Below are 24,756 nucleotides of genomic sequence, written 5' to 3' on the forward strand. Positions count from 1 at the left end.
CCCCTTCGTTCCGCATCATTTATCCTTCGTGGCGCGTGGGGCCTCCCCGCACCGGACAGTTTAAGCGCGCCGCTACCCCAAGTAAAATCGAGCCTTCGCTTCGCCCACCACACCCCATACCTTGCTTTGCCCTTTTGCCCACTTTCGCGCCATGCCCCGCTTTCCGTTTTGCTCGCTTATTCCAGCTCGTAGGGTTCCGGTTGTGTGGTGTGGGTTTTTCCGCTTGGTGTGGTGAAGGTGAGTGTTCCTGGGTGGGGTTGTTCGATCTTCCAGGTGCTTCGCTCTTTCAACAGGTTGTGTTTCTTGCACAAAGCGGCAAGGTTGGCGACGCTGGTCTCGCCATGGTCGGTATGGCGTTGGGTGTGGTCGATTTCGGTGCGCTCGGCGGGTTCTTCGCAGCCGGGTTGTCGACAGGTGCGGTCGCGCAACTGGATGTGGCGCTTCAACGACGGCGGAGCGAACCTGCGGTGGCTGACTTCCAGGACGTGACCTGCGGGGTCGGTGAGGATGCGGCGCCAGGTGCTGTCGTGGGCTAGTTCGCGGGCGTGCTCAGCGGTGATCGCGCCATACCCGGACAGCTCACCAGCCTGCTCGGTCAACCCGGCCAGGGTGGTCATCGGCACCATCACGTTGGTGGCGATGACAGAACGCTTGATCGGCCCTCGGCCCTCGGCCCCCGTTCCAGCACCCGTTGTTCCACCCACTGCGCTTGGTCATCCGACAGCACCGCAGTCTGTTTGGTCATGGTGGCGGTACGGTCTGCGTCGATATCCCCGGCTTCCAACGCGGCCAACGTGGCAGGCAGTCGGTTGACCATCTCCTGAGCCTGCAAAAGTTTCGCCAATGCCACCCGCGGGCTCACCTGTGTCTCGATAGCGATCTCTTCGGCAGCACCGTCAGCAACACGGATACCGTCTCGGTTGGGTGGCGACAATTCCGCGAACCGAGCCAACAAACAAGCATCCTCGGCATCAAGAGAAGCCCGCACCCGAGCATTGCGGGCAAGCCGAGAAAGAACCTGCCCGCGACCCAGAGAGCGCGTTTCGAACATACGTCCAGTGTATCGGAAACAGCGTGACGAAGCAGAGCTAAACACACAAAGAAAAGCAACCCATCCCCGAGCGAAGGCTCGATTTTACTTGGGGTAGCGGCGCGCTTAAACTGTCCGGTGCGGGGAGGCCCCTCGCGCCACGAAGGATAAATGATGCGGAACGAAGGGGGACTCCCCGGCTTCCTCCCCGAGCGCGCCGCAGGGGCCCCAAGTCAAATCGAGCCGTGGCGGGCACAAAAGAACCCCGAAACAAAAGCCAAAAGCAAAAGAACCAAGCTGGAAAATAGAGCGAAAGGAAAGAGTCAAGCTAGACCCGAAGCAAAAGAAAGAACCAAGCTGGAACCTGAAGCAAAAGGAAACCAGGCTGGAATCCGAAGCCAAAGGCCACCGAGCCAAAACAAAAAACTAAGCCTCAACCAGTCTTCTCGGTAGTCGCATGAGCAGCCCCAACAGGCTTGGACTCAGGAGACCCCCGCTGCCGAAGATAAACGCTGAAAACCGCCATAGACCCAATAGCCAAAAACTCACTCTGCCAATTCTGAAGCGTCCGATTCCAAAAATCAGCCGAAGCAACATACTCCCCATAACCAACAGGATCCTCAAGCTGCCCCAACTGCTCAGAATTATAAGAACTATGCCCAGCAACAGACTGGGCAAACCAAGAAAACAAGAACAACCCGAACATGGTCAAGCTCAACGACCACGAAAACAGAACAGTCCGCCAACCCCCAACCCGAGCCCAGTGCGGAGACGAAGGACCCGCATGCCGCCCCAGACTCTGCTGCTCATCCGACTCGAGACCGACCTCCCGCGGATGCTTCGACTCGGGCGAGCCGAGCTGGATCAGCCAGATCGTCAGCAGGATGTACAGGAAGAACTGCAAGTACTCCGACTGCCAGTTCTCCGCGACGTCCACGGCGAAGTCCGACGAGGTCACGTAGTCGGTGAAGCTGATCTGCGGCGCGGACTCCGCCGCCAGTCTGTTGTTGAAATCCGCGTGCCCGGCGATGGCCTGGCCGATCAGGGCCAGCAGGAAGATCAGGCCGAACCCCAGGCTCAGGCCGTTGTGCAGGAGGTAACGGCGGACGAGGTTCATGTCGTCAGCCCGATGATGGTCATGTAGATCAACCCGCCGACGACCAGGACGAGGTAGAAGACCAGGATGCCGCGGGCCATCATGTTCCGTCCACCTTGCACCGATATGGACCTTCGCCCTGCGGCGTGCATCCCGCGCCCAGGATGCGCCAGCCGTCCGCGAATTTACGCAGGAACAACGTGTCGCGGTCGGAACGCGCTTGCGCGGTGTCTCCCCACGTGGACACGTCCTTCGGGCGATCCACCGGAATGCTCAAGGTCGGCAACGTTTTCTCGCATCCTTCAGGCCGCAGGTCGTCGATGCGACGAACAGCCTGTTGGGCGAGCAACGAACAGGCGACGCTGCTGTCGTTGTGTGCCAAGGCGTCGACGAAGCGACTGGCGGTTTGCTGCACGACCGTTGTCTCTGCTGAACCTGAACATCCGGTCAGCAGTAGGGCAACAGCCGGTACGCACACCCGTACGATCCGCACGGGACTAGTTACCCCTGTGGGCCTTGTCCTAACCGCACACCCACGGCGGTGAGGTCCTTGACGAATTCCCGGTACGCTTCGTCCCGATTCTCTGCTCTGAGCACCGATGACGGGTGTACGGTCGCCGTCACTTTCGCGTCGGAGTCGGGCAGGTCCAGTACCTCTCCACGATGCTTCGTCACGCGGAACGACGGCCCCAGTAGTGCTTGGGCCGCGACCGCGCCGAGACACACCACGAGTTCTGGCTTCACCGCGGCCAGTTCGCCGAGCAGCCATGGGCGGCAGGCCACCACTTCCGTCCGGTTGGGCTTCTGGTGGATCCGCCGCTTGCCGCGTTCGGTGAACTTGAAGTGTTTCACCGCGTTCGTCATGTACACAGTGGACCGGTCGATGTCGGCGTCGACGAGCGCGCGGTCGAGCAGGCGGCCTGCCGGGCCGACAAAGGGCTCGCCTGCCTTGTCCTCCTGGTCACCTGGTTGTTCTCCGACCATCATCACTCGTGCGTGCGCTGGGCCTTCGCCGAACACGGTCTGCGTCGCGTTCTTGTACAGGTCGCAGTTGTGGCACTCGCACGCGGCGTTTCGCAGCTCCTTCAGGCTCTTTTCCGACATACCTGTGGAATACCCCGTCGCCGCCCGGTTTACCACGCCCTGGTGTAGCTGGCTGATCAGTGGGTACGCCCTGCTCAGAGGGAGAGAGTAGGGGAGCGATGTTCATTTGCCACCGTACGCGCGAGGTACATGCCGGTGTTCAGCGAGTGTTCGAGTACCTGGCTGACATCCACAACCTGCCCGAGTACTTCGGCCAGATACCGGTGACCAAGGGGTGGTTCTGCGTGGACGCGTCTGAACGGTGCGTCCGCTGGGGTTCGCAGACCAGCCCGTACTCCGGTGTGCTCGCGGTGCGTCGGGACCAGGGGAGCACCATTGTGGACATCGAGGTGCACACCGAGGAAGCGGTGGACGAGAAGTTCTGCCGCACCTTGGACGACACCCTCGAGCACATCGCGGACAGGGTGGAAGTCAGGTCCCTGCGCGCGGCTTCCTGACCGACATCCAGTAGCCCACTAGGGCGAGCGCGATGAACACGCCTGCCAGCAGCAAGTTCATCGGAACTCCGGCCAGCCTGCCGACCTCACCTGGGTATTCCTCGACGCTCGTGCCCGGCACGAAAACCGGCACGAAGAAGGCGCCCCACACCACGACCGGCACGGCTGTGGCCACGCCGTAGCTCGGCGAGCGCCGCCATACGAGCCATAGCCCGACGATCGACATCCCGATGCCCACCGCGAGCAGCATGACCGCGTGGAAGCGGGCGTGCGGTGGCCATGCCGGATTGAATACGTGACTCTCGTTGAAGTCGACGACCGCCGGGCCCAGCATGGCCGCCAGCAGCGCGACCGTCAGGGTGATCTTGCCAGCGCGCACCATGCCGACGACCTTAGCGGTTGCTGTCCGTCCAGATCACATCGATTCAGCTGCGGTTCGGTGGCGCAGGGTGGATAGAGTTCGCGCACGCCAGGATCGTCGTCGGGCGCGGCGGAAAGTTTTTTCAGACCGGGTGTCGACTTCGCCGGTGCTCGTTCGACGCAGTGACGACAGCAGGCCAGAACAACCGAGGAGCACCCATGCGTACCTTGATCACCACCGCGTTCGTCTCGCTCGACGGTGTCGTCGAAGCGCCTGGTGGCGAGCCTGGCTACCGCAACACGGGCTGGACCTTCAAGGACATCGAGTTCGACGAGGCCGCCTACGAGATGAAGGGCCGCGAGCAGGACGAGGCCGCGGCGATGATGCTGGGCCGGGTCAGCTACCAGGCGTTCTCGTCGGTGTGGCCGTCCATGACCGAGGAGTTCGCGGGCTACAACGCGATGCCGAAGTACGTCGTGTCGAGCACTCTGCAGGAGAGCGACCTGGTCGCCAACTGGGGCGAGACCACGATCCTGCGCAGCCTGGACGACGTGGCCGCGCTCAAGCAGACCGAAGGCGGGCCGATCATCGTGCACGGCAGCGCCACGCTGAACCGCAGCCTGTCCGACGCCGGCTTGATCGACCAGTACAACCTGCTGGTCTTCCCGGTCCTGCTCGGTGCGGGCAAGCGGCTGTTCAGTGCCACCGACAAGGACAAGCAGAGCCTCAAGCTCGTCGAGAGCGAGTCCTACCGCAACGGCATCCAGAAGCTGGTCTACGCCGTCGTCCGCTAGTCCCTCGATTGCCCTGTGCCGCAGGAGCAGGCCGCGCTCCCGCGGCACAGGGCAATCTCCGGGTTCCGGCCCGCGTGCAGGCCGCGGCTGTTTAAAGTTCGCGGCATGAGGCGAACACGCCGCTGGCAATACGGACTGCCCCGAGAATTTTGCCCGTGCACGCGGTGACAGGAGCTCGCGTGCGACACCACTGGCGCCGAGTAGTGATCACTGTGCGGATGATCGACGGCGTCGAATTCCGCTACTCCAGGTTCGGTATGCGCAGGGCCCGGCGAACCTTGGAAGCCGACTTCGCTTCCCTGCTTGGTTCTCGTTTGCAGATCTATCGTTCGTAGGCGCCGATGTCGTAGCTCGCGCCCGCGGAAGATCGAAAGCCGTTGCCGCATAGGGGTTCACGAGACCGGGATCGCCGGAGATGTTGTCGTCACTGGCAAAGGGCTTCGCCATCTCCACATTGGACACAGTGCCGGTGGCCCCAGAAGCTCTGGCTTGCGTTCACGGCCGGTTGAGTGACGGTACTTGGTATATGCCGGCCTGGCCCTCAATAATGGCGCGCGGTCAACGACAGACAGAGGAGCGCGATGTCGCGGCGAACGCTTGGGAAGACCGAGCTCGGTGTGTTGTACCTCGGCTGGTTCCTGGTGGACGCCGACATCGTCGTCATCAACCCGCTGCTCGTGCCACTGGCCGGGCACTTCCAGCTGAGCCTTGCCACGGTCACGTTCGCGCTGACCGCGTATCTCCTGCTGTTCGGGATCCTGCAACCGATCCACGGCATCCTCTCCGACTCGGTCGGCCGGGTCCGGGTGATGCGGATCGGGTTGTTCGGTATCGGTGTTGCGAATCTGATCGCCGCGCTCGCGCCCAACATCGGGGTGCTGATCGCCGGCCGGGCGCTTGCCGGTGCAGCCGCTGCGGCGCTGGTACCGGTGACCGTCGCGTACGTCGGCGATCGCCTTGAGCCGCAGGACCGGCAACGTGCGTTGGCGAATCTGCTGTCGGTGTCCGCGATCGGCTTCGCCAGCGGCACGCTCGTCGCCGGGGTGCTCGCCGAACTGGTGAACTGGCGGGCGCCGCTGCTGGTGATCGCGGTGTCCACGTTGGTCCTCGCCTTCGTTTACGGGCGGCTTCCCGAGACACACCAACCAGAAGCAACGCGGATCAGCCCGCTGCAGCGGGTCGGCGAGGTGTTCAACCGCGGCTGGATGGTGTTCCTGCTCGTGTTCTCGTTCGTCGAGGGCATGGCCATGATGGGCTTCTTCAACTTCTTCAACGCCGCGCTGCAGTTGAGCGGCAGCGGCATCGTGGTGGCGGTGCTGGTGACCGGCACTTATGGTGTGGGGGCCGTCGTGGGCAGCAGGCTCGTCCGGCTGGTGCACGAACGGCTGTCGCAGGCGGCGTTGTTCGGCATCGGGACCTCGCTGCTGGCGATCGGGTACCTGACCGCCGCGTTGTCCCAGTCGGTCGCCGCGATTCTGGTGGCGAGCGTGTGCTGTGGAGCGTCGCTTGCGATCGGCCAGTCGACCTTGCAGGTGTGGACGATCCAGGCCGCGCCTGCGACTTCACTCGGCACGGCGATCTCGCTCGGCGCGTGCGCGGTGTTCACCGGTGCCTCCATCAGCACCGCCGCTGTGGGCGGGCTGGCGGCCGCGGGTGACTTCGGTTGGTTGTTCGGCATCGCCGCGATCGTCACCGTTCCGGTGGTCATCATCGGCACCTACGGCCAGGCCCGGTTCAGCAGAGTGGCCCAATCAACGTGAACTGAGGGGTGTGTGACATGACGAGGACTGTGGTCATCACCGGGGGCGGTACTGGCATCGGACGAGCGGTCGCGGCGGCGTTCGCCTCCGATGGCGCTGCCGTTGTCATCACCGGCCGGCGCGCGGACGTGCTCGACACCGCGAAAGCGGAGCTCGGTGGTGACGTGCGGACCGTGGTGTGTGACAGTTCCGACGTCGAGCAGGTGGAGGCGCTCGCGGCGAGTATCACCGGTCAGGTCGATGTCCTCGTCAACAACGCTGGCGGCAACCGTGATCTCGAACGCGGGCAAGGCGGCTTGGGTGCTGCGATGCCGGCCGCCAAACCCAGCAGCCTGCACGCACTTGCCCAAGCATGGCGTGCGAACCTGGAATCGAACCTGATCAGTGCCGTGATCACGACGGCCGCACTGAGCGAGCGGCTCGCCACGGGCGGGGCGGTGATCAACATCGGGTCGTTCGCCGCCGATCGCGGGGCGGGCTCGTACGGTGCGGCCAAAGCGGGAATGGCCTCGTGGAACATCGGTCTCGCGCGGGAGCTCGGCGCGCGGGACATCACCGCCAATGTCGTGGTACCGGGCTACATCGCCGACACCGAGTTCTTCCGCGGCCGGATGAGCGACGAGTTCCACGCCGCCCGGGTCGCCGAGACCATGACGAAGCGCGCGGGTTGCCCCGATGACATCGCTGGTGTGGTGCAGTTCCTGGCTTCCCCGGCGGCCAGGCAGATCACCGGCCAGGTGATCAACGTCAACGGCGGTGCGCTGACCACCCGGTAGTACCCAGCACGACAACTGGAGGGAAAACATGGCGCTTTTCGCTGTCATCGCACGGCGCGCACCCGTCGGCATCAGCGCGGACGAGTTCAGTCAGCGACTCGCCCTCGGCTTCGACTACACCAAGGACCTGCTGGACAAAGGCGTGATGAAGCACCGGTGGATCATGGTCGGCGCCTCAGCGGGCCTGAACATCTACGACTGCGAGTCACATGAGCACCTGATGTCGGTGCTCTACGACAGCCCGGTGAGCCAGCACCTTGAGTTCGACGTCTACCCGCTGATCGACCCGGCGGCATTCGACCCGATGAAGGCGGTCCGCAACCGGGAAGCGGCGGAGAGCTGATCACGATGGACGAAGAGAGTTTCCGCGCGGCACACCAGATGTACGTGACGATGTCGCAGGACCCCGACCGGCCGGACACGTTCACGTTGCTCGGCCTTGACTGGGACCTGCTGCCTGGCGTCTTCGCGCCGGTCTACCAGCCGATGACGGAGATCGTCACCAATTGGCTGCCATTCCCCGAAGGCGGCTCGTTCCTCGAAATGGGCTCAGGAACCGGAGTCACAGCGGTGACGGCAGCCTTGCGCGGCTGTGCGTCGGTGACCGCACTGGACATCGCGGCAGCGGCGGTGGAAAACACCCGCCGCAATGCGATTCGGCACGGTGTCGCCGATCGGGTACGGGTGCTGCGCAGCGACCTCTTCGACGCGCTCGCCCCTGGTGAACGGTTCGACATGATCGTGTGGAACTCCGATTTCATCGAGGCACCAGAGGGCTTCGTACACGAGTCGGAGTTCCAACGGTCGTTCTTCGACCCCGGTTACGAAACCCACCGACGGTTCGTCGCCCAGGCGCCGCGACACGTCTCCGAAAACGGGAGGCTGTTGCTCGCGTTCAACAGGTTCGGCAATCAGGAACTGCTGCGGCAGTTCTGCGCGGACACCGGTCTCGAGATCGAAACACTGGAGACGGAATCCCGAGTGGTACGGACACCGGCGGCGACCCGCACGGTGGAGTTCTACCTGCTCGAGCTGACGCCGGCCGGCGGACGGACGTGGCTCGACCTGGCCGTCGCCTAGTCGGAAGATCGCACGTGCGCTGGTCCCGCCGCACGGTGGGGCCAGCGTTTCGCATGCCCGGGCAGCGCATTGTCGCGCACTTTAATTGCCATGGATTTGCAACAGCTCTATGGTGGCGATAAATCGTTCGAGCGCGGCCATTGAGCAGTTGAACGATGGCCCGGTTTTGTTCGAGTGACGTACATTCTCACCGCCGGACAACTGGGGTGAGAAAGGCGATATCCGGCAATTGTGAAGGGTTTTCCACTCGAGCCGCATATCGAGGACTTGATGATCCGCGTGATCGATTATCGCGATCCCGTCGAGGGCTGCACCGGGCACCTCGTCTACGACGGCGACGGCTGTGCGCTCGCGGCCGGTGGCTTCCGGATGCGCAGCGGCGTGACCGAGCAGATGCTGCGGGGCCTTGCCAGCCGGATGACGCTGAAGCAGCGGGTTCTTGGCAGCAACGTCGACGGAGCCAAGTGCGGCATCGACTACGACCCGGCTGGCCCGGCTCGTGAGGCGGTGTTGACGAGGTTTGTCACGTTCCTTCGCGACGAACTGGCGACCCGCTACAGCATGGGCTGCGACATGGGCACCCGGTTCGACGAACTGGAACAGGTCGCGGCCGGTATCGGCCTGCCGTCGGTGAAATACGCCGTGCAGCGCGCGCAACGCCTGAGCGACAACGACTTCCGGAGTCGCATGGCGGTGCTCAAGGCTCCGGTCGGCCGTAGGACCGTAGGGCAGCGGCGTGCTGGGCATGCGCTCGCGCATGCCGTGCTCGCTGCGGCCGATCACGCCGGACACCGCGTAACCCGGTTGAGGTGCGGCATCCAGGGCTTCGGCAACCTCGGCCGGTCCGCGGCCGAGTCACTCGTGCAGGCGGGCGCGTGGGTGACGGCTGTCGCTGACGAATACGGCTGCGCGGCTGACCCGCGTGGCATCGACGTCACGGAGTTGCTCAAGCACGGCGACCGGCCGGTGGCGGCATCGGTTGCGCCACAAGCACGGCTGCCAAGGGAGGCGTTGTTCGAACTGCCCGTTGACGTGCTTGTGCTGGCAGCCGTTGAGGATGCCGTGTCGCTAAGTCAAGCCGCCGCGCTGCCCGCGCCCATCGTGGTTGTCGGCGCCAACCGTGGCGTCAGCGATGCCGCTGAGCAGGTGCTCGCGTCACGCGGCGTGCTCGTCATCCCTGATTTCGTTGGGGGCGTTGGTGGTTCGGCGTCGATGGAGGTGTTGTTCGGCGCGCCGTCGACCCCGGAGCCGCACGAGGTGTTGGACAACCTCGCGTTCCTCATCCGCGAGCTGTGTGGTGACGTGCTGGCCGGCGCCAGGCAGCGTGACCTCACTCCGAGCCAGGTCGCCTCCGATATGGCGGCGGCAGCCGTGATCTCACCGCAGGGCCGCCCGTACGGTGCGAGCCCGTACGCCCGCCCCAGCAGACGTCCCAAGGGCAACCGCTTCGCCGCGGCCACCGCTCGAATGAACCGGGCTGGAGGAAAAGCATGACGTGCACGCACGAACGCAGCCACATCGTCGATTCGACGTTCTACGGCCACAACTACAGCACGCCAGCCAGTCACCGCATCTTCTGCGACCGATGCCGGTTCCAACGATGGCTGGACATCGAGGCGACGCTTGCGTTGGTACAGGCGGAGATCGGCATCATCCCGGCCGATGCCGCCGAGCGGATCGCGGCGTCGGCCAAGGTCGATCTGCTTGACCTCGACGCGGTGCGAGCCGAGATCCGCCGCACCCGGCATTCATTGGTCGGCCTGCTGCGGGTGTTCCAGGCCGCGTGTGGCGACGCGGGCGAGTTCGTGCACTACGGCGCGACCACGCAGGACATCCAGGACACCGGGCAGGCGCTGGAAATGCGGGACGTGCTCGACGAGATCGAGTCTGTACTCCGCCCGGTCGTCGCGACGTTGGCCGACATCGCCGATGAGCACGCCGACACGGTCGCGCTCGGCCGGACGCACGCGCGGCCCGCACTGCCGATCGGGTTCGGGCTCAAGGTCGCCGGCTGGATCGACGAGATCATGCGCGACTGCGAGCGGATCCGTGCCATGCGCGGCAGAGTCCTCGCGGCACAGCTGTTCGGCGGTGTCGGCACGATGGCGGGCTTCGGCGATGCCGCGCCGGATCTGCTCCAAGGCTTCGCGGCCCGGCTCGGGCTGACCGCGCCGCCGCTCGGTTGGCACGTCGCCCGCGACCGGGTCGCCGAGTACGTCTCGACGCTGGCGATCACCGCGGGCACGTTGGGCCGCATCGGAGACGAGATCCGTACGCTGTCGCGGCCCGAGTTCGGTGAATTCGAGCTGGGCTGGCGCGATGGTCACGTCGGCAGCAGCACCATGCCGCACAAGCGCAATCCCGAAGCGTGCCAGCAGATTGTCGTACTGGCCCGGTTGGCGGCCGCGTCGGTCAACACGGGACTGGCCGCGATGATCGGGGATCATGAACGTGATTCCCGTGCGCTACGGCTTGAGTGGGCCTGCATCGCCGACGTATCCCATTACACGCTGGCGGCCTGTGCGATCGCGGAGTCGGTCATCGGTGGGCTTGCCGTCCGGCCGCAACGGATCGGCGAGAACGTCGCCGACGTCACCGAACAGGTGATCACCGAACGGCTGATGCTGGCGATGGGCCGTCACGTCGGCAAACAGACCGCCCATGAGCACGTCTACCAGCTCAGCCAGCGGGCGCAGTCGACGTCCACGCCCCTGCGGGAGTTGCTTGCGGAGCACGAGGTGGGCGCGCTGCTCAACGACGACGAACTGGCGCGCATCTTCGAGCCGTCGGGCTACCTCGGCCAGTCCGCTTCACTGACGAGGCGCACTGTCACCGAAGCCCGGAAGTGGCTCGGTCAATGACGCTGTCCGAGGTGCGGGAGATTGTGTTGCCGCGCATGCATTACGCGACCGTGGTCGGGCACGTCGTGCGCAAGCTGACCGGCCACTTCATCGACGGCGAGACCGTGGAGCGCAAGGCGTTCGGGATGCTCGCGGGCAGGCAGCGCGGCGCGACCCTGCATGTCGCCGGGGCGTTCCCGTTGCTGGTCAACCAGCGGCAGGACCCGGACCGGCGCGCGGAAATGGACGAAGTCGTCAACGGATACGCGATCCCGTCGGAAACACCGAACGCGCAACGCGGCTGGATCGCCCATCCCGCTGAGCTGCTTGCCATCGAGCGTGCGTGCGACGAGGTCGATCTGGTCGTGTTCGGCAACTACCACACGCATCGAGTGGCGTGGCCGCACGATCCGCGCCGCGACACCTGCACTCAGCTCGACCGGGTGCTGGCCGACGGCTGTGGCCAGTGGACGTTCATCGTGTCGGCCGTCGACCTGCACCAGCCGTCAATCCGCGCGTTCTACGAGGCCGACAACGACGCGGAGGCGAGCATCCGGCTCACCTGAAGGGGAGATGCACATGAGCACCACCGACACCTACGACGAAGTGCTGCAGTTCCACGGCCACGCGTGCCCCGGCGCCGCAGTGGGCGTGCGGATGGCCGAGGTCGTCCTCGCGCATTTCGGCCGGAACAGCCCGGAGAACCGGATCGTGGCTGTCAGCGAGACCGACTCCTGCTCAGTCGACGCCATCCAGGTCGTCACGGGATGCACCTACGGCACTCGCACCCTGGTGCACGAGGACAACGGCAAGAACGCGTTCACGTTCTGGCGTACATCGGATGGCACCGGTATCAGGGTGAAGGCCAAGCCAGGCACTGATGCCGTGCGTAGCGACGAGATCTGGGCGCTGGCGGACAAGGTGGAGGGCGGCACAGCGACCGAGGTCGAGGTCACCAAGTTCAACGAGCTGCAAGCCGCACGTATCGAGCGCATTCTCGCCGCCGACGCCGCCGACATCCTGGAAACAGAGGAGATCAACGGGACAGCGCCCGCGCGTAAACCGCTGTACCGCTACGACACCTGCGTCGACTGTGGCGAACTGACCAGCATCGCCACGCTGCACAACCACCGTGGCCGGTTGATCTGCCCGGCCTGTCACCTCGAGGCGCACGGCGGCCAACTGCCCGTCGGACACGGCCATGGGCACGGACACGGTCATGGCCACGACCACCCGGACTACAAGCCCGGCCACTGAAAGGCAGCACGCATGCTCGACGATCTGTCCGCCGTGTTCGAGGCGCCCATCGACAGCCCGCCCGACGCCGACGAGCTGGTGACCGCGACGATGACGTGGCACTTCTCGCCAGCCACGGGCAGCCCGTTCTGGCTCGGCAAGCTGCCCGGACTCGGCTTCGACCCGACTTCCGATGTGAAGACAGTCGCCGATCTCGCGTTGTTCGACACAATCGCGGTCGATTGGAGCCGTGTTCCCGCAGCCGATCTCATTCCGCGGGGCTGCCTCGACGGCAGGCAGTTCGGCGTCTACGAGTCCGGCGGCACGACCGGCGCGCCGAAGCGGATCGTGGACGCGGTGTGCCGTCGCCGCAACGTCGAGTTCCAGAGCATGCTGCTCGACGAGCAGGATTTCCCGCGCAGCACGAGCAACGAGGGATGGCTGCACATCGGGCCGACTGGCCCGCATGTGATGTCCAAGAACGTCGGCAACGTCGCCGAGTTGCGCGGGTTTCTCCGGTACTTCGTCGACCTCGACCCGCGGTGGGTGAAAAAGCTTGCCGCGCAAGGACGGCAGGACGAGTTCGACCGCTACCTCGGGCACATCCTCGACCAGGTCGCCGACGTGCTCGCGTCACAACCGATCCGCGCGATCTCCACAACGCCAAGGGTGCTGGAGCGGATCGTGGCACGCCCGGACGTGTACCGGCTGATGAAGGAGAAAGTGCGCGGCATCATCTGGGGCGGCACCAGTATGGACGGTGAAACGCTGCGGTTGCTTGAGCACGAGGCATTCCCCGACGCGACACTGGCGGGTGCGTACGGCAACACGATGATGGGCGTTGCGCCGCAACGCACCCGTGTTGAGGGCGATCCTTCGCCTTGTGTGTTCCGGCCGTACTTCCCGTACACGATCATCGAAGTGGTCGACAAGGAAACCGGTACGACACCGCAACCGGTCGACGCCAGCGGCCGGGTCAAGATCACCACGATGACACGGGAGCAGTTCCTCCCGCCCACGCTGGAACGTGACGTCGTGACACGGCGAGCGCCAGTCGGTGGATACGCGGGAATCGAGGTGTCGGAGGTTCGGCCGGACGCGATCGCGGGGGAGACCATCACGGAAGGCGTGTACTGATGCACCACATTCCGCTCATCAGAGCAGGCGAAGCCACGCCTTCCGCGGCGAGCGACGTTCTGCGCGGAGTGGACGGAACTCCACTAGCCACAGTGGACATGGCGCCGCCGCTTGCCGCGACGCTGACCATCGCACGGCTGCGGGAACAGCACCCGCTCGGTGACCCGCCACCGCCGGACGTGATCAAGGCCGCGGGCGAACTGTTCGCCACCGGCACCCTCAACGGGCTCACTCCTGAGAAGTACTGCGAGCTGCATGCACGCAGCGCGGGCGTGCCGATCTCGGTGTCCCAGCACAGTCTCACCGACGTCGCGCGTACGTGTGCCAAGGTGGGCGCTCGGCTCGCGGCCGAGCGTCCCGCGGGGGCTTTGGGTGCTCCGGAACCCGGCGAGATCAGGGCGGTGTGGTTGCGGCGCGGGGACATCATGTCGGTGATCGCGCCGAGCAACAACCCAGGCACCCACACCCAATGGATCCATGCGCTGGCCTTCGGCTACCAACTGGTGATCCGGCCGGGATCGCGGGACGTACTGACCCCGGCCAGGCTGATCGCGGCGTTGCTGACCGCTGGCGTCGAGCCGTCACGGTTGTCGCTGCTGCCAGGCGGGCACGCCACCGCCGATGCCCTTGTCGATGCTGCGGACGTGAGCCTCGTGTTCGGCGGCGACGCGGCAGCGCGGCGCTATGGCACTGACCCGAGCGTTGTGCTGCGCGGGCCTGGCCGGTCGAAGATCCTGCACACCGGCGACCTCACCGACGACGTACTGGACGTGATGTACGAATCCGTGGCCTTCGACGCAGGTCTGCGCTGTACCAACACAACCGCGGTACTCACCGACGGCGATCCGCGTGAACTCGCCGAGGCGCTCGCCACCCGGCTGAGCAAGCTGACTCCTGCGCCACCGCAGTCACCCGCTGCCCAACTTCCAGTGTTACCAGTCGAACAGGCCCGCGCGATGCGTGCACACCTTGACTCCGTACGGGCAGGTGCCGTCGATGTGGCAGCGGAAGGTGATGGAGTTGCCGACCTCGGTGACGGTTCTGCGGCCCTGCGGCCGGCTGTGCTGCACTGCGACCGGTCCGATCACCCAGGCAGGCGGGTCGAGTTGCCGTTCCCGTGCGTGTGGGTGCTGCCGTGGAGCCGCGCGGACGGTATGGCGCCGCTGAAGGACACGCTCGCGCTGACGATCATGAGCGACGACGAGTCGCTGGCGCTTGCCGCGCTCGGTGAGCGTTCCATCCGTAAGGTCGTCTTCGGGCCGATCCCGACGTACGAAGCCGGTCCGGTCAGCCCACACGACGGCTACCTGAGCCAGGACCTGATGGAGGTCCGCGCCTATGGCACGGTCTCCTCGGGCAGCAGGCAGTGATGGCGTCAGCCCGGCGCGGTGTCGATGCCACGCACCCACGGCTTGATGTCGAGCACCGGCGTGCCGTTGGCCAGGTCGACGCCTTCGAACTCGACGCGGTTGCCATCGATGCTCACGATCCGCACCAGGCTCATGCCGATGCGGTTCGGTCGTACTGGCGAGCGGGTCGAGAACACGCCGGTGGGTCGTTGGCCGCCACGCGGAACGCAGTGCAGCGAGTCCATGGCGTCGTCGTCCTGCGCGTGCAGCCAGCTCACCAGCCAGATGTGGCGACCGGCCGTGAGCCCGTCCAGTCCGTCGGCGAAGCGGTCGAACACGACGAGCGTGCCTCGCTCGGCGTAGTTCTCCGCCGCCTGAGCCGGAGCTTGCGACGGGTCGGCGAAGGCCGTCTCGACCACTCCGATCGGCGTGACCTCAATGGGTGCGTGGTGTGTCACGGCGCTGATGGTAGAAGGACGTGGAAGCGATGAGGCTGCCCCAACCGACAGGCATCGCCGCCGCCGTGGTCTGGCTCCCGCCGCAACGGCATACGGCTGCCGACGCCATCGCCGCGGGCGTGCTGGACGAGCCGATGGCGGCCCGGATCGGCTATCGCGAGCTGACCGTCAGTGCCCTTGCGCCGCCGGAGATGGCCGTGCTGGCCGCACGCAAGGCGGTCGCCGACGCTGGCTGCCGGGCGGAGGACATCGGGTTTCTCGCGCATGCCTCCCTTTACCACCAGGGCCACGACTTCTGGTCAGCACCGCACTACATCGCCAACGAGATCGGCGCGTCGACCGCGATTCCCGTCGGGGTACAGCAGACTTCCAACGGTGCGGCCGCTGCCATCGACATCGCGCTGGCCCGCATGGTCATCGACCCGGACGCGGCATTGTCCCTTGTGACCACTGCTGATCGGTTCGCGCCGCCTGGATTCGACCGCTGGTCAAGCGACTTCGACGTGGCGTACGGCGACGCCGCCACAGCGCTGCTGCTCACCACGGGCGATGCGCCCTATCAACTCCTGGCGTCGGCGACGGTCGCCGGGTCACGCTTCGAGCGTGTCTACCGCGGCGACGACCCGTTCAGCTCCGCACCGCGTTCCGGCGCCGTTGACGTACGGCGCACCAAGCTGGCGTTCCGTGGTTCCGGGGAACTTCCGCTGCTGGCGGCAACCGTGCGTTCGTCCGTGCACCGGGTGGTCCGGCATGTGCTGGCCGACATGGACATGACCGTGACCGACCCACGGGTGCGGTACTTGACGCTGCCGCGCATCGGAACCGGAGCCTTGGCCGAGTTGTACGAGGGTCCGGTCGCCGAGTTGGAGCTGGCCAGTACCGAGGTGCTCGACCTCGGCCGCGAGACCGGGCACCTCGGTGCGGGCGACTCCATCGCGAACCTCGCGGACATCGACGCGGCGGGGATGCTCGCCCCGGGCGAAATCGTGTTGCTGCTCAGTGTCGGAAACGGCTTCACATGGTCATGTCTTGCGGTACGCAGGCAGTAGGACGACGAAAGGAACGGGCGTGACTGACAAGACTCAGGTGCTAGTGGTCGGATCCGGGATATCTGGGCTGACGAGCGCTGTGTATCTCGCCGAGCGCGGCCACGCGGTGACCGTCGTCGCGCGTGAGCCTGCCGCTGAGTCGACGTCAGTGGTGGCAGCGGCGATCACCGGCGGTCCCGCGTTCGCCGATCCGGCCGTGCTCGAGGACGAGTGGGCACCCGGCGACCTGATGGTCCGCTGGCACCGTGCCGGGTTGACGGAGTTGACCAAGCTCGCCGACGCGCCCGGCAGCGGCGTGCGGCTCGGCCGGGGCAGGCTGGTCAGTTCGCAGCCAGGCACCGTGACTCCCGAGTGGGAGGCCGGGCTGCCCGGGTATCGCCTTTGCGTTGAAGACGAACGCGCCGGGTTCCCGCTGGCGTTCGAGGTGACGATGCCGGTCGTGGACATGCGGATCTACCTCGATTACCTGATCGGACGGTTGCGTGCGGCCGGCGGCAGTGTCGAGACAGGCGAACTGGCATCCGTTGCGGACGCTGCGGCCCAGTCGCCTGTGGTCGTGAACTGCACTGGAGCGCACGCGCGGACCTTCGCGGGCGACGAATCGGTGTTCGCGGTGCGAGGTCAGCACGTGATCGTGGCCAACCCCGGGATCGAGGATTTCCTGTTCGAGTTCAGCAAGGGCCCACGCCAGGCGGTGATCGTGCCGCACGCCGACCGGGTGGTGCTGGGCACCACGGCCGACAAGGGCGAGTGGAGCCTGGAGCCGGACGAGGAGCAGACCGAGCACATCCTGCGCCGCAGCGCGGAACTGGACAAGCGGCTCGCTGGGGCCGAGGTGCTCGGCGTCGAGGTCGGGTTGCGGGCGGGCAGGCCGACAGTGCGGCTGGAGGCCGAGAAGGTCGGTGACGCACTCGTGGTGCACAACTACGGCCACGGCGGCGTCGCACTTGGACTGTCGTGGGGTTGCGCCGCCGATGTCGCCGCGCTGATTGAAAGGAGCTAGCGATGACGCCGTTACGGCGTGGATTGCGTGCGCTCGGAGCTGAGGAGACGACGCTGTTACGCGCGCTGGACGGCGTGTTCGAGGGTTGGGCGGTCGAGGCGGGCGCGTCGTCGTTGATCATGCCGTCGCTGCTGCCGGTCGCGTCACTGGCCAAATTGGACTACTACGACAACTTCCCCCACCAAGCGGTGGTCGCCAGCCCGCTCGATCTCGTCCAGCACGAGCCGGGCGCACGACCCGACCGCTTCACCGCCGACCGACTGGAGCCCGCCGAACTGGCGCTCCCGTCGGCGGCGTGCTTCGCGGTGTACCTGCACTACGAGGGCGTGCGCGTGGCCGAAGGCACCACGGTTACCGTGCTGGGACAGTGTTTCCGGCGAGAGTCACAGTACGAAGGGTTGCGCCGCCTGCTCGGGTTCCACATGCGGGAGATCGTCGCGCTCGGCTCACGTGACTTCACGCAGGAGCACCTCGCGCGGTTCGCAGCGCGGATCGAGTCGTTCGCCCACGCGCTGGGACTGCCGCTGCGCAAGCAAGCCGCGACCGACCCGTTCTACCAGGCCGATGGCGAACGTGCTCTGCTGCAACGGCTTTCACCGGTCAAGCATGAGTACCAAGCCGGTGACCTGGCGATCGCGTCGCTGAACGTGCACCGCAATTTCTTTGGCGAACGCTGTGACATCACGCTGGCGGACACGGGTTCGCCGGTATTCACCAGCTGTGTCGCGTTTGGACTCGAGCGGTGGCTTTCGGTGTTGCGGGACCGTTTCGGCAGCTGGGACGGTGCCACCGCCGCGGTCCGGGACGCGGCGGTGACACTGTGATCGACGAGGTGGAACGGTGGATCCTGTCGGCACATCCAGAGATCGAAACGCTTGATCCCGACGTCGACCTGATCGAGCAACGGCTGATCGACTCACTGCGGTTCGTGCAGTTCATCGTGCTGCTCGAGAAGCTGTGCGGCAGCCCGATCGACGTGGCGACACTGGACATCGACAGCGTGCGGACGCTGTCGGCCATCCAGCGCACCTATTTCGCCTAGCGCTGCTCCGGCGGGACATATTCGAACGTCGGGCCCGCGGTCGTTGCCTCGTCGTCGTTGGGCATTTGCAGGAGTGTTTGCGCCTGCGCCTTCAGCGAGTACATCGTGCCGACGGTGGCGCCCAGCTGGGCCGGGCTGCCGTTGAAGGCCTGTTCCAGCTGACTGAGCAGCTGACAGTAGGTGCTGTTGAACTTCTCCTGGGCGACGCGAATCTCGCTGCCTTCCGGATGGTCAGCGGTTCGGGGGTTCTGCCGCATGGGCAGAACGCCGTCGGGATCGACCGTGATCTCCTCACCGGTCGGCCCGGACTGCGGGGTGTCCCCGGCTTGGTAGCGACGGCCCACTTGAAGCTCCTTGAACCGGTAGAAGTGGGCGACCTCGGCACGTTCCGGGTGGAAGACGTCGCGGTCGCCGTCCCACACATCAGTGCGTGCCGCCCCCTCGCCTTGCTCGATGATCTCCGCGAGCGCGGCCAGCGCGGTCTTCAGATCATGGACAGCAATGACCTCGCCACCGCCGGTCCGCATGTGCATTTCGCCGATCTGCCGCGCGGGATCGCCGCAGAAGACCGCGTCCTCGCCGAGTTGGTCGCACAGTGTGCGAATACCGGCCTCGATGGCGGCGTAGAACTGCCCGATCGTCTGGTACTCGTCCGACTGCGGCGGTGCGTCCGCCGACGCGGGCTGCTCGATCTGCAGGAACAGTTCAAGCGCCTTGGCGCCGAACGGAACCAGGTGAACCTGGACGGACCGGTCACCGTGGGGGAGCGGATGCGGATACGCGGGCAGGAGTTCGGGTGTGTCGAGTTTCGGCTGGCCGCCGACTGCGTTCAGCAAGTTCGCGGCCAGCGCCAGGTGCAGCATCTCCTCGGCGAGGACGCTGCCGACGACGTGTGCGGCCTCGGCATTTCTGCTCGGGTCAAGCGAGTAGAGGGCACACATGTACGGCGGGATGGTCGCGTGCTCAAGCTCGATCGCCCACTGCAGGTGGCGGCGGAGATCGTCCAACGTGTCAATGGCATGAGCGCCACTGGTGCCCATTGAAGAACCTCGTCTCGGTGGGTTTGTCAGGTCGGTGTCAGTAACTAAGACAGGACCGGGCCACGGCTTGTGACAACTGGTCAGGGCAAAGCGTGGCTGGCCACGACTTTCCCGCCGTCCTATCGGCTGTTCTCTGAGAATTGGGCAGTTGCGAAGGCGACGGGTTCGAACTGCTCGGCGTCTACCGGACCAGGTTCAGCGGATCGAGGCGGCCCGGAACGGTCGGCGGACGACTTCGGCAGCTACTTCTTGCGACGCTGCCGACGAGCCCTCTGAGTTCGGCCGTGCCCGCTTCAAGGCTGTGGTCCGCACCTCACGAACTTGTTCGTAACGAACATGTTCGTTATGGTGGGCGGTGACACCTCAGACCAAAGGAGAACCGTTATGACCAGCCACTTTCCCATCGCGATCATCGGTGGAGGCCTTGGTGGCCTCACCCTTGCCCGCGTTCTGCACGTCAACGGCATCAACGCCGCCGTCTTCGAGGCGGAGCCGTCAGCCGAGGCGCGTACCCAGGGTGGAATGCTCGACATCCACGAGGATTCCGGTCAGATCGCTGTCCGCGCCGCCGGCCTCTACGACGAGTTCCGAGAGTTGATCCACGCCGGTGGCCAGGCTATTCGGATCGTCGACTCGCAGGGTGTGGTCCATTTTTCCGAACAGGACGACGGCAGCGGCGGCCGGCCCGAGGTCGATCGCGGCCAGTTGCGTGATCTGCTGCTGCGTTCGTTGCCTGATTCCACCGTTCAGTGGGGCCGGAAGGTCACCGGTGTGCGGGCGCTGGGCGACGGGCGACATGAGGTGGCCTTCGTCGACGGCGCTGTCATCACGACAGACCTGCTGGTGGGTGCAGATGGTGCGTGGTCGCGAGTGCGCCCGTTGCTTTCCCCCGCTGTGCCTGAGTACACCGGTATTTCGTTTGTGGAGACCGATTTGCTGGACGCTGGCACCCGGCATCCGGCGTGTGCGGCCATGGTTGGCGAAGGCTTCTTCATCAGTGTGGGCGACCACAAGGGGTTCCTCGCACACCGGGAGAGCGACGGCAGCTTGCACACCTACACCGCCCTCAAGGTCGACGAGAACTGGCTGGACGGCATCGATTTCGCTGATCCGGCCGCCGCGAAACAGGTTGTGCTCGCGCAGTTCGAGGGCTGGCATGGCACTTTACGTGCCCTGGTGGCCGACGCCGATGGCGCCATCGTGCCGCGCCGTATCCACGCGCTGCCCGTGGGGCATCGATGGGATCGGGTGCCTGGCGTCACGTTGCTGGGTGATGCCGCGCATCTGATGTCGCCGTTCGCAGGGGAAGGCGCGAACCTCGCGATGCTCGACGGCGCCGAACTCGGCCTTGCCATCGTCAACCACCCGGCGGACAAGGCCTTGGATGTCTACGAGCAGGAACTGTTCCCGCGTAGCGAGACGTCAGCCGCCGCATCTGCGGCGAGCTTGAGCATGATGTTCGGCGATGACGGGCTGTGTGGACTGCTTGACCAGTTCGGCGCTGATACCTTGTGACGCCATGCCTCCCCGGTCGAGAAATCCGATCAGCCGACGCGAGCGGCCGGCCAAGCCGGCGCTGACCCGCGCGGGGATCGTGGCGACGGCTGTCGAGATCCTGCGCGCGGAGGGACTGGCGAAGGTGACGATGCGCCGGTTGGCGCAGGAACTGGACACCGGCCCGGCCTCGCTCTACGTCTACGTGGCCAACACCGACGAACTGCACGCCGCCATGCTGGACGACTTGCTGGGTGAGGTGGACCTGGACACCGCCGCGGGCGGGGACGACTGGCGCGAGCGGTTGGTGGGTGTGCTCAACTCGTACACCCTGGTGTTGTTCGCGCACCCGGAACTGGCCCGCGCAGCCCTGGCGGCGAGGCCCAACGGGGAGAACTACCTGCGGTTGCTGGAGCGGTTGCTTGCCCTGCTGGATGAGGGCGGCGTGCCGGCGGCACAGGCGGCGTGGGGAGTGAACGTACTGCTGCAGTCGGCCACCGCCACAGCGGCGGAGGAGTCCATGCGCGCTCAGGCACAGCAACGTGCTGAGCAGGAGTGGGACGCACTGAGTCACGCACTGCACGAAGTGGACGGTCGGACACATCCACGACTGCACGCCTTGGCCGACGAGTTGCTCAGCGGCACACCGGAGGAGCGTTTGTCGTGGAGCTTTCGAATGCTCATCAACGGCATCGCTGAGACTCCGGTGCGGAGAGGCTGACGGCGTGTGGCCATTTCCGGACGAGCAAGCCTTCCGGGCGTGGGCAACCGACCCCGATGCGTGGCTGTCCGAACAGGACGAAGACCTGATGCTGCACGATCCGGCAGGCCTGCCCCTGCTGCTCTCCGCGGCGCAGGACGCGGATTGTCCCAAGAAGGATTACTGCGCCGATGTCCTTGCCGACTACGCGCGCCGGATCGTCGGCTGGGACAGGGTGGACGTCTACCAAGCGTTGCGGGAGACCGCGACCACGGCGGCGGCCAGCCATGATCCACGGGCTCGTCAGTGGTCGGAGTACGTGACACGGCTTTTCTCCTACCGGGCGAAGGCACGGCCGGTGAATCGAGCCGGGGCCGAGCAGATGGCCGCTGACCTGTTGCTCGGCCCGGCCGACCGGTTGATCGTGCAGGTCGCACCCGGCGGAAAGCATTGGCAGTGCGCCGAACCGGACGCTTACCCGACGTACCTCTACATCAACCGGCGGACTGGCAGCTTCCGGTTGGTGCGGTTTCAGCCGTTGTCCGCGGCTGAGCTCGCGGCGTTGCCTTCGTAGGCCTCGATTGTGCGCACGAACATCGCCCGGTCCTCAGGTGAGAGTGGTTCGAACGCCTTTTGCCACGCGAACGCGCCATTGGCCAGCCAGTCGTTGATCGCCGTGCGGGTCTCCGGGTCGTCCGTGATCGCCACGATCGTGCGCCGTCGGTCGGCCGGGTCGCTCCGGCGGTCGACGGCGCCGTGTTTGCTCAGGTCACTGACCATGAGGCTGACCGTGGTCGGCGCCACCTCGAGGCGCGCGGCGAGCTGGTTGACCGTCATCGGGCCGTCGAACACCAGGTAGGACAGCATCGACAGGTGCCGGGGCGCCAGGTTCATCGACTGCAGCCGCGCCGGAATCCTGGTGCGCTTGAGCCGCGCCGCGAACCTCGGCATGAGCAGCAGCATCGCCCTGATGGCCTCGTCGACGGTCAGGCCTTCGGTTGACAACCCTCTGACCCCTTTCGGTACGGCTCACCACGGTACCAACGGTCAGATCACCTCGAAGTTCGCCATCATCGCCATGTCCTCATGCTCGGCGTTATGGCAGTGGAACACGTACCGGCCGCGATAGCCGTCGAAGCGCGCGATCACCTCGACCGCCTCGCCCGGCCTCAGGTCGACTGTGTCCTTGATGCCCGCATCGAAGGGCCCTGGCGGACGACTGCCGCGCGACAGCACGCGGAAGCCCACCAGGTGCAGGTGCACAGGGTGGTGCACGTCGGCGACAAACCGCCAGATCTCCACGTCGCCAAGCCTGGGCTGGGCTTCCATCCGGTCCGGTGAGAACGGCTCGCCGCCGATCACCCACCCGGCGCGGCCGTGGATGTGACCGGTGCGGAAGGAGAACTCGCGGATCGCCGAGGCCTGTTGCCGGATGAGCGGCTCGATCTCGCTGAGCTTCGCCGGGATGCGACTGTCGTCCCGGCCACGCCGGGCGACGACGAATCGCATGACTTGGGCAGTCGGCCTGGTGCCGAGGCGGTTCACCAGCGTGACGTGGGTGCCGATGGGATACTGTCCAAAGTCGACGATCACGTCGTAGCGTTCCGCAGGCGCGATGGGCAGATGGTCGTGGTTACGCGGTGCGTCGAGCAGTCCTTGGTCACTGCCGATTTGGATGAATTGCCCGCCGGGTTCCAGCGCGAGGTCGTAGCGGCGCGCGTTCGAGCCGTTGAGGATGCGAAGCCGGTACCGCGTCGCGGACACCTCGTGCACTGGCCACGGCGCCCCGTTGACGAGGATGACGTCGCCGAACACTCCCTCCACGTAGGCGTCCTCGACGCCTGGCGTGGTCCGCAGGGTCGGGTCGACGGACGGATACGCGAACGCCCCGTGCTCGTCGAAGGCGCGATCGGCGATCATCAGGGGCAGCTCGCGATCGCCCTCGGGAAGCCCCAGCGCCTCCTCCTCGTCGTCACGGATCAGGTGAAAGCCGGCCAAGCCCCGGTAGACAGCGGGACCGGTGAAGTCCATGCGGTGGTCGTGGTACCACAGCGTCGCCGCGCGCTGCCGCATCGGGAAAACGTAATCACGGGAGCCCTGGGTGATCTGGGCACGGGCATCGTGCATGGCGTGGTGGACGTCCCAACCAGACACCGGCAGCACGAGGTCTGTCGGATAACCGTCCTCGGCGGCGGGCGTGTGGCCGCCGTGCAGATGGACCACAGTGGGGACAGGAAGCTCATTGCGGTGATGGACGATCGTTGTCCGGCCGCGCCGCGATTCGATCGTCGGGCCGGGGAAAGTCCCGTCATAACTCCAAATCGGTGTCTGGATGCCCGGGATGATCTCGGCAGTGGCCTCCCGTTGCGTGATCGTGTGACGGTCGGCGTCGGCGGTCCTCTGTGGACTGAGTACTCGAGGGATCTGCAACGGCACCTGGAACGGTTCCGGCAGCGGGATCTTGCTTCGCAGGAGCTCGCCGGTGCCTTCGTCACGCAACAGCCGCGGCCCGGTGAGACCGGCGGCGAGCAGGACACCGGCGCCGCCGGTCAGGCTCATGAACCTCCTGCGGGAAAGGCCGCTCACTGTGTCACCCGCCAGATGCCGATGGTCGTGAGCACCATCCCGGTGACGAGCGCGACGCCGAGAGGGATGTGCAGGTCGAGGGCACCCGCCAGTCCGGCGAAGTACTGCGCCGTCTCGCCGGCGGCAATGAGGAGGCTGACCCCGAACACCCATCGGGACCCTCGCTTGAGCCACAGCACGAGAGCCGCGACGACCTGGGCGTACGCCAGGAACGACACCGCGTCGGCGCCCCATCGGTGCAGCCAGAGCATGTCGTAGTCGCCGCCCAAGTAGCCCCCGGCGAACACCGGTTGACCGATGATCGCGACGGCATGAGCACTGACAAGCACCCGGGTCACCAACAGTGCCTTGGACGCGCGAGTAGTCACCGCTTCAGTCACGCGA

At 65.8% G+C, this 24,756-nt stretch carries 31 protein-coding genes; 20 read left to right on the forward strand and 11 right to left on the reverse strand.

Translation table 11 applies throughout. The features are described from left to right. Positions 1-176: 176 nt before the first annotated feature. The 5 genes from B9C43_RS00575 to B9C43_RS00595 all read right to left on the reverse strand — a co-directional run bounded on the left by B9C43_RS00575 (position 177) and on the right by B9C43_RS00595 (position 3,266). Positions 177-617, reverse strand: a complete 441-nt coding sequence (locus B9C43_RS00575; protein ID WP_160096210.1) for an HNH endonuclease signature motif containing protein — start codon at positions 615-617, stop codon at positions 177-179. Between the two features lie 8 nt (positions 618-625). Beyond that, on the reverse strand, positions 626-1,051 hold the full coding sequence (locus B9C43_RS00580; protein ID WP_143445987.1) for a DUF222 domain-containing protein: 426 nt from the start codon (positions 1,049-1,051) through the stop codon (positions 626-628). A 412-nt stretch (positions 1,052-1,463) separates the two neighbouring features. Then, complete coding sequence (locus B9C43_RS00585; protein WP_084424109.1) at positions 1,464-2,147, reverse strand: DUF6766 family protein; 684 nt, start codon at positions 2,145-2,147, stop codon at positions 1,464-1,466. 79 nt (positions 2,148-2,226) lie between these two features. Beyond that, a complete protein-coding gene (locus B9C43_RS00590) occupies positions 2,227-2,541 on the reverse strand; it encodes a hypothetical protein (RefSeq protein WP_084424111.1) in 315 nt (104 codons plus the stop codon). 86 nt (positions 2,542-2,627) lie between these two features. After that, entirely contained in the window at positions 2,628-3,266 is a 639-nt protein-coding gene (locus tag B9C43_RS00595) for a UdgX family uracil-DNA binding protein (protein WP_268811547.1), read from the reverse strand. 62 nt (positions 3,267-3,328) lie between these two features. Between B9C43_RS00595 and B9C43_RS00600 the strand changes: the two genes are divergently transcribed. Next, on the forward strand, positions 3,329-3,667 hold the full coding sequence (locus B9C43_RS00600; RefSeq protein WP_160096212.1) for a hypothetical protein: 339 nt from the start codon (positions 3,329-3,331) through the stop codon (positions 3,665-3,667). On the opposite strand, the gene B9C43_RS00605 is transcribed toward B9C43_RS00600, so the two are convergent. Then, positions 3,642-4,049, reverse strand: coding sequence for a DUF6640 family protein (locus B9C43_RS00605; protein ID WP_084424114.1), 408 nt, complete (start codon positions 4,047-4,049; stop codon positions 3,642-3,644). The genes B9C43_RS00600 and B9C43_RS00605 overlap by 26 nt on opposite strands. Positions 4,050-4,246: 197 nt before the next feature. On the opposite strand from B9C43_RS00605, the gene B9C43_RS00610 reads away from it, so the two are divergent. From B9C43_RS00610 to B9C43_RS00655, 12 genes are all read left to right on the forward strand, one after another. Beyond that, positions 4,247-4,822, forward strand: coding sequence for a dihydrofolate reductase family protein (locus B9C43_RS00610; RefSeq protein WP_084424116.1), 576 nt, complete (start codon positions 4,247-4,249; stop codon positions 4,820-4,822). Positions 4,823-5,001: 179 nt separating this feature from the next. Continuing rightward, complete coding sequence (locus B9C43_RS56530) at positions 5,002-5,157, forward strand: hypothetical protein (protein WP_160096214.1); 156 nt, start codon at positions 5,002-5,004, stop codon at positions 5,155-5,157. Between the two features lie 246 nt (positions 5,158-5,403). After that, positions 5,404-6,582 carry an MFS transporter gene (locus B9C43_RS00615; protein WP_084424118.1) on the forward strand — a complete coding sequence of 393 codons (1,179 nt, stop codon included), beginning with the start codon at positions 5,404-5,406 and terminating at the stop codon, positions 6,580-6,582. Between the two features lie 17 nt (positions 6,583-6,599). Next, positions 6,600-7,358: an SDR family NAD(P)-dependent oxidoreductase gene (locus B9C43_RS00620; protein WP_084424120.1), complete on the forward strand. Its 759-nt coding sequence runs from the start codon at positions 6,600-6,602 to the stop codon at positions 7,356-7,358. A 28-nt stretch (positions 7,359-7,386) separates the two neighbouring features. Continuing rightward, entirely contained in the window at positions 7,387-7,701 is a 315-nt protein-coding gene (locus tag B9C43_RS00625) for a muconolactone Delta-isomerase family protein (RefSeq protein ID WP_051898033.1), read from the forward strand. 5 nt (positions 7,702-7,706) lie between these two features. Continuing rightward, a complete protein-coding gene (locus B9C43_RS00630) occupies positions 7,707-8,438 on the forward strand; it encodes a methyltransferase (RefSeq protein WP_084424122.1) in 732 nt (243 codons plus the stop codon). A 279-nt stretch (positions 8,439-8,717) separates the two neighbouring features. Then, positions 8,718-9,932: a Glu/Leu/Phe/Val dehydrogenase dimerization domain-containing protein gene (locus B9C43_RS00635; RefSeq protein WP_200825380.1), complete on the forward strand. Its 1,215-nt coding sequence runs from the start codon at positions 8,718-8,720 to the stop codon at positions 9,930-9,932. Next, positions 9,929-11,299: a class-II fumarase/aspartase family protein gene (locus B9C43_RS00640; protein WP_033393644.1), complete on the forward strand. Its 1,371-nt coding sequence runs from the start codon at positions 9,929-9,931 to the stop codon at positions 11,297-11,299. The genes B9C43_RS00635 and B9C43_RS00640 overlap by 4 nt, the downstream gene beginning before the upstream one ends. 11 nt (positions 11,300-11,310) lie before the next feature. Next, positions 11,311-11,844, forward strand: coding sequence for an MPN domain-containing protein (locus B9C43_RS56535; RefSeq protein WP_160096216.1), 534 nt, complete (start codon positions 11,311-11,313; stop codon positions 11,842-11,844). Between the two features lie 13 nt (positions 11,845-11,857). Continuing rightward, a complete protein-coding gene (locus B9C43_RS56540; RefSeq protein WP_160096218.1) occupies positions 11,858-12,535 on the forward strand; it encodes an FmdE family protein in 678 nt (225 codons plus the stop codon). Positions 12,536-12,547: 12 nt separating this feature from the next. Further along, the gene (locus B9C43_RS00650) at positions 12,548-13,651 is read left to right on the forward strand and encodes a hypothetical protein (protein ID WP_084424128.1); all 1,104 of its coding nucleotides are present in this window, start codon (positions 12,548-12,550) and stop codon (positions 13,649-13,651) included. After that, positions 13,651-15,021 carry an aldehyde dehydrogenase family protein gene (locus B9C43_RS00655; protein WP_200825381.1) on the forward strand — a complete coding sequence of 457 codons (1,371 nt, stop codon included), beginning with the start codon at positions 13,651-13,653 and terminating at the stop codon, positions 15,019-15,021. Before B9C43_RS00650 ends, B9C43_RS00655 begins: the two co-directional genes overlap by 1 nt. A gap of 5 nt (positions 15,022-15,026) precedes the next feature. Here B9C43_RS00655 and tsaA read toward each other — a convergent pair whose 3' ends face one another. After that, complete coding sequence (gene tsaA / locus B9C43_RS00660; RefSeq protein WP_160096220.1) at positions 15,027-15,458, reverse strand: tRNA (N6-threonylcarbamoyladenosine(37)-N6)-methyltransferase TrmO; 432 nt, start codon at positions 15,456-15,458, stop codon at positions 15,027-15,029. A gap of 29 nt (positions 15,459-15,487) precedes the next feature. On the opposite strand from tsaA, the gene B9C43_RS00665 reads away from it, so the two are divergent. From B9C43_RS00665 to B9C43_RS00680, 4 genes are read left to right on the forward strand one after another with little or no spacing between them, the layout of a single operon-like run. After that, positions 15,488-16,507 carry a ketoacyl-ACP synthase III family protein gene (locus B9C43_RS00665; RefSeq protein WP_084424132.1) on the forward strand — a complete coding sequence of 340 codons (1,020 nt, stop codon included), beginning with the start codon at positions 15,488-15,490 and terminating at the stop codon, positions 16,505-16,507. Between the two features lie 19 nt (positions 16,508-16,526). After that, entirely contained in the window at positions 16,527-17,510 is a 984-nt protein-coding gene (locus B9C43_RS00670; RefSeq protein WP_160096222.1) for an FAD-dependent oxidoreductase, read from the forward strand. 2 nt (positions 17,511-17,512) lie between these two features. Further along, positions 17,513-18,334, forward strand: coding sequence for a class-II aminoacyl-tRNA synthetase family protein (locus B9C43_RS00675; RefSeq protein ID WP_084424136.1), 822 nt, complete (start codon positions 17,513-17,515; stop codon positions 18,332-18,334). Beyond that, positions 18,331-18,552: a phosphopantetheine-binding protein gene (locus tag B9C43_RS00680; protein WP_200825382.1), complete on the forward strand. Its 222-nt coding sequence runs from the start codon at positions 18,331-18,333 to the stop codon at positions 18,550-18,552. Before B9C43_RS00675 ends, B9C43_RS00680 begins: the two co-directional genes overlap by 4 nt. On the opposite strand, the gene B9C43_RS00685 is transcribed toward B9C43_RS00680, so the two are convergent. Beyond that, on the reverse strand, positions 18,549-19,592 hold the full coding sequence (locus B9C43_RS00685) for a ferritin-like domain-containing protein (RefSeq protein ID WP_084424137.1): 1,044 nt from the start codon (positions 19,590-19,592) through the stop codon (positions 18,549-18,551). The genes B9C43_RS00680 and B9C43_RS00685 overlap by 4 nt on opposite strands. Positions 19,593-19,976: 384 nt before the next feature. Between B9C43_RS00685 and B9C43_RS00690 the strand changes: the two genes are divergently transcribed. The 3 genes from B9C43_RS00690 to B9C43_RS00700 are packed head-to-tail and all read left to right on the forward strand — an operon-like array spanning position 19,977 to position 22,360. Beyond that, the gene (locus B9C43_RS00690) at positions 19,977-21,107 is read left to right on the forward strand and encodes an FAD-dependent oxidoreductase (protein ID WP_143445989.1); all 1,131 of its coding nucleotides are present in this window, start codon (positions 19,977-19,979) and stop codon (positions 21,105-21,107) included. A 4-nt stretch (positions 21,108-21,111) separates the two neighbouring features. Next, on the forward strand, positions 21,112-21,807 hold the full coding sequence (locus tag B9C43_RS00695) for a TetR/AcrR family transcriptional regulator (RefSeq protein WP_033393654.1): 696 nt from the start codon (positions 21,112-21,114) through the stop codon (positions 21,805-21,807). Between the two features lie 4 nt (positions 21,808-21,811). Then, entirely contained in the window at positions 21,812-22,360 is a 549-nt protein-coding gene (locus B9C43_RS00700; protein ID WP_084424139.1) for a hypothetical protein, read from the forward strand. On the opposite strand, the gene B9C43_RS00705 is transcribed toward B9C43_RS00700, so the two are convergent. From B9C43_RS00705 to B9C43_RS00715, 3 genes are read right to left on the reverse strand one after another with little or no spacing between them, the layout of a single operon-like run. Beyond that, complete coding sequence (locus B9C43_RS00705; RefSeq protein ID WP_200825383.1) at positions 22,318-22,791, reverse strand: MarR family winged helix-turn-helix transcriptional regulator; 474 nt, start codon at positions 22,789-22,791, stop codon at positions 22,318-22,320. The genes B9C43_RS00700 and B9C43_RS00705 overlap by 43 nt on opposite strands. A 42-nt stretch (positions 22,792-22,833) precedes the next feature. After that, entirely contained in the window at positions 22,834-24,345 is a 1,512-nt protein-coding gene (locus B9C43_RS00710; RefSeq protein ID WP_084424140.1) for a multicopper oxidase family protein, read from the reverse strand. Between the two features lie 23 nt (positions 24,346-24,368). Then, positions 24,369-24,752 carry a hypothetical protein gene (locus tag B9C43_RS00715; protein WP_084424141.1) on the reverse strand — a complete coding sequence of 128 codons (384 nt, stop codon included), beginning with the start codon at positions 24,750-24,752 and terminating at the stop codon, positions 24,369-24,371. Between the last annotated feature and the right edge of the window lie 4 nt (positions 24,753-24,756).

Origin of the sequence: Kibdelosporangium aridum (genome assembly GCF_900176515.1) — a bacterium.
Classification (GTDB): Bacteria; Actinomycetota; Actinomycetes; order Mycobacteriales; family Pseudonocardiaceae; genus Kibdelosporangium; species Kibdelosporangium aridum.

Coding starts and splice junctions, on each gene's coding strand:
- B9C43_RS00575 (WP_160096210.1), bottom strand. CDS start 617: ATGACCACCCTGGCCGGGTTGACCGAGCAGGCTGGTGAGCTGTCCGGG.
- B9C43_RS00580 (WP_143445987.1), bottom strand. CDS start 1,051: ATGTTCGAAACGCGCTCTCTGGGTCGCGGGCAGGTTCTTTCTCGGCTT.
- B9C43_RS00585 (WP_084424109.1), bottom strand. CDS start 2,147: ATGAACCTCGTCCGCCGTTACCTCCTGCACAACGGCCTGAGCCTGGGG.
- B9C43_RS00600 (WP_160096212.1), top strand. CDS start 3,329: ATGTTCATTTGCCACCGTACGCGCGAGGTACATGCCGGTGTTCAGCGA.
- B9C43_RS00605 (WP_084424114.1), bottom strand. CDS start 4,049: ATGGTGCGCGCTGGCAAGATCACCCTGACGGTCGCGCTGCTGGCGGCC.
- B9C43_RS00610 (WP_084424116.1), top strand. CDS start 4,247: ATGCGTACCTTGATCACCACCGCGTTCGTCTCGCTCGACGGTGTCGTC.
- B9C43_RS00615 (WP_084424118.1), top strand. CDS start 5,404: ATGTCGCGGCGAACGCTTGGGAAGACCGAGCTCGGTGTGTTGTACCTC.
- B9C43_RS00620 (WP_084424120.1), top strand. CDS start 6,600: ATGACGAGGACTGTGGTCATCACCGGGGGCGGTACTGGCATCGGACGA.
- B9C43_RS00625 (WP_051898033.1), top strand. CDS start 7,387: ATGGCGCTTTTCGCTGTCATCGCACGGCGCGCACCCGTCGGCATCAGC.
- B9C43_RS00630 (WP_084424122.1), top strand. CDS start 7,707: ATGGACGAAGAGAGTTTCCGCGCGGCACACCAGATGTACGTGACGATG.
- B9C43_RS00640 (WP_033393644.1), top strand. CDS start 9,929: ATGACGTGCACGCACGAACGCAGCCACATCGTCGATTCGACGTTCTAC.
- B9C43_RS56540 (WP_160096218.1), top strand. CDS start 11,858: ATGAGCACCACCGACACCTACGACGAAGTGCTGCAGTTCCACGGCCAC.
- B9C43_RS00650 (WP_084424128.1), top strand. CDS start 12,548: ATGCTCGACGATCTGTCCGCCGTGTTCGAGGCGCCCATCGACAGCCCG.
- B9C43_RS00655 (WP_200825381.1), top strand. CDS start 13,651: ATGCACCACATTCCGCTCATCAGAGCAGGCGAAGCCACGCCTTCCGCG.
- B9C43_RS00665 (WP_084424132.1), top strand. CDS start 15,488: ATGAGGCTGCCCCAACCGACAGGCATCGCCGCCGCCGTGGTCTGGCTC.
- B9C43_RS00675 (WP_084424136.1), top strand. CDS start 17,513: ATGACGCCGTTACGGCGTGGATTGCGTGCGCTCGGAGCTGAGGAGACG.
- B9C43_RS00685 (WP_084424137.1), bottom strand. CDS start 19,592: ATGGGCACCAGTGGCGCTCATGCCATTGACACGTTGGACGATCTCCGC.
- B9C43_RS00690 (WP_143445989.1), top strand. CDS start 19,977: ATGACCAGCCACTTTCCCATCGCGATCATCGGTGGAGGCCTTGGTGGC.
- B9C43_RS00695 (WP_033393654.1), top strand. CDS start 21,112: ATGCCTCCCCGGTCGAGAAATCCGATCAGCCGACGCGAGCGGCCGGCC.
- B9C43_RS00710 (WP_084424140.1), bottom strand. CDS start 24,345: ATGAGCCTGACCGGCGGCGCCGGTGTCCTGCTCGCCGCCGGTCTCACC.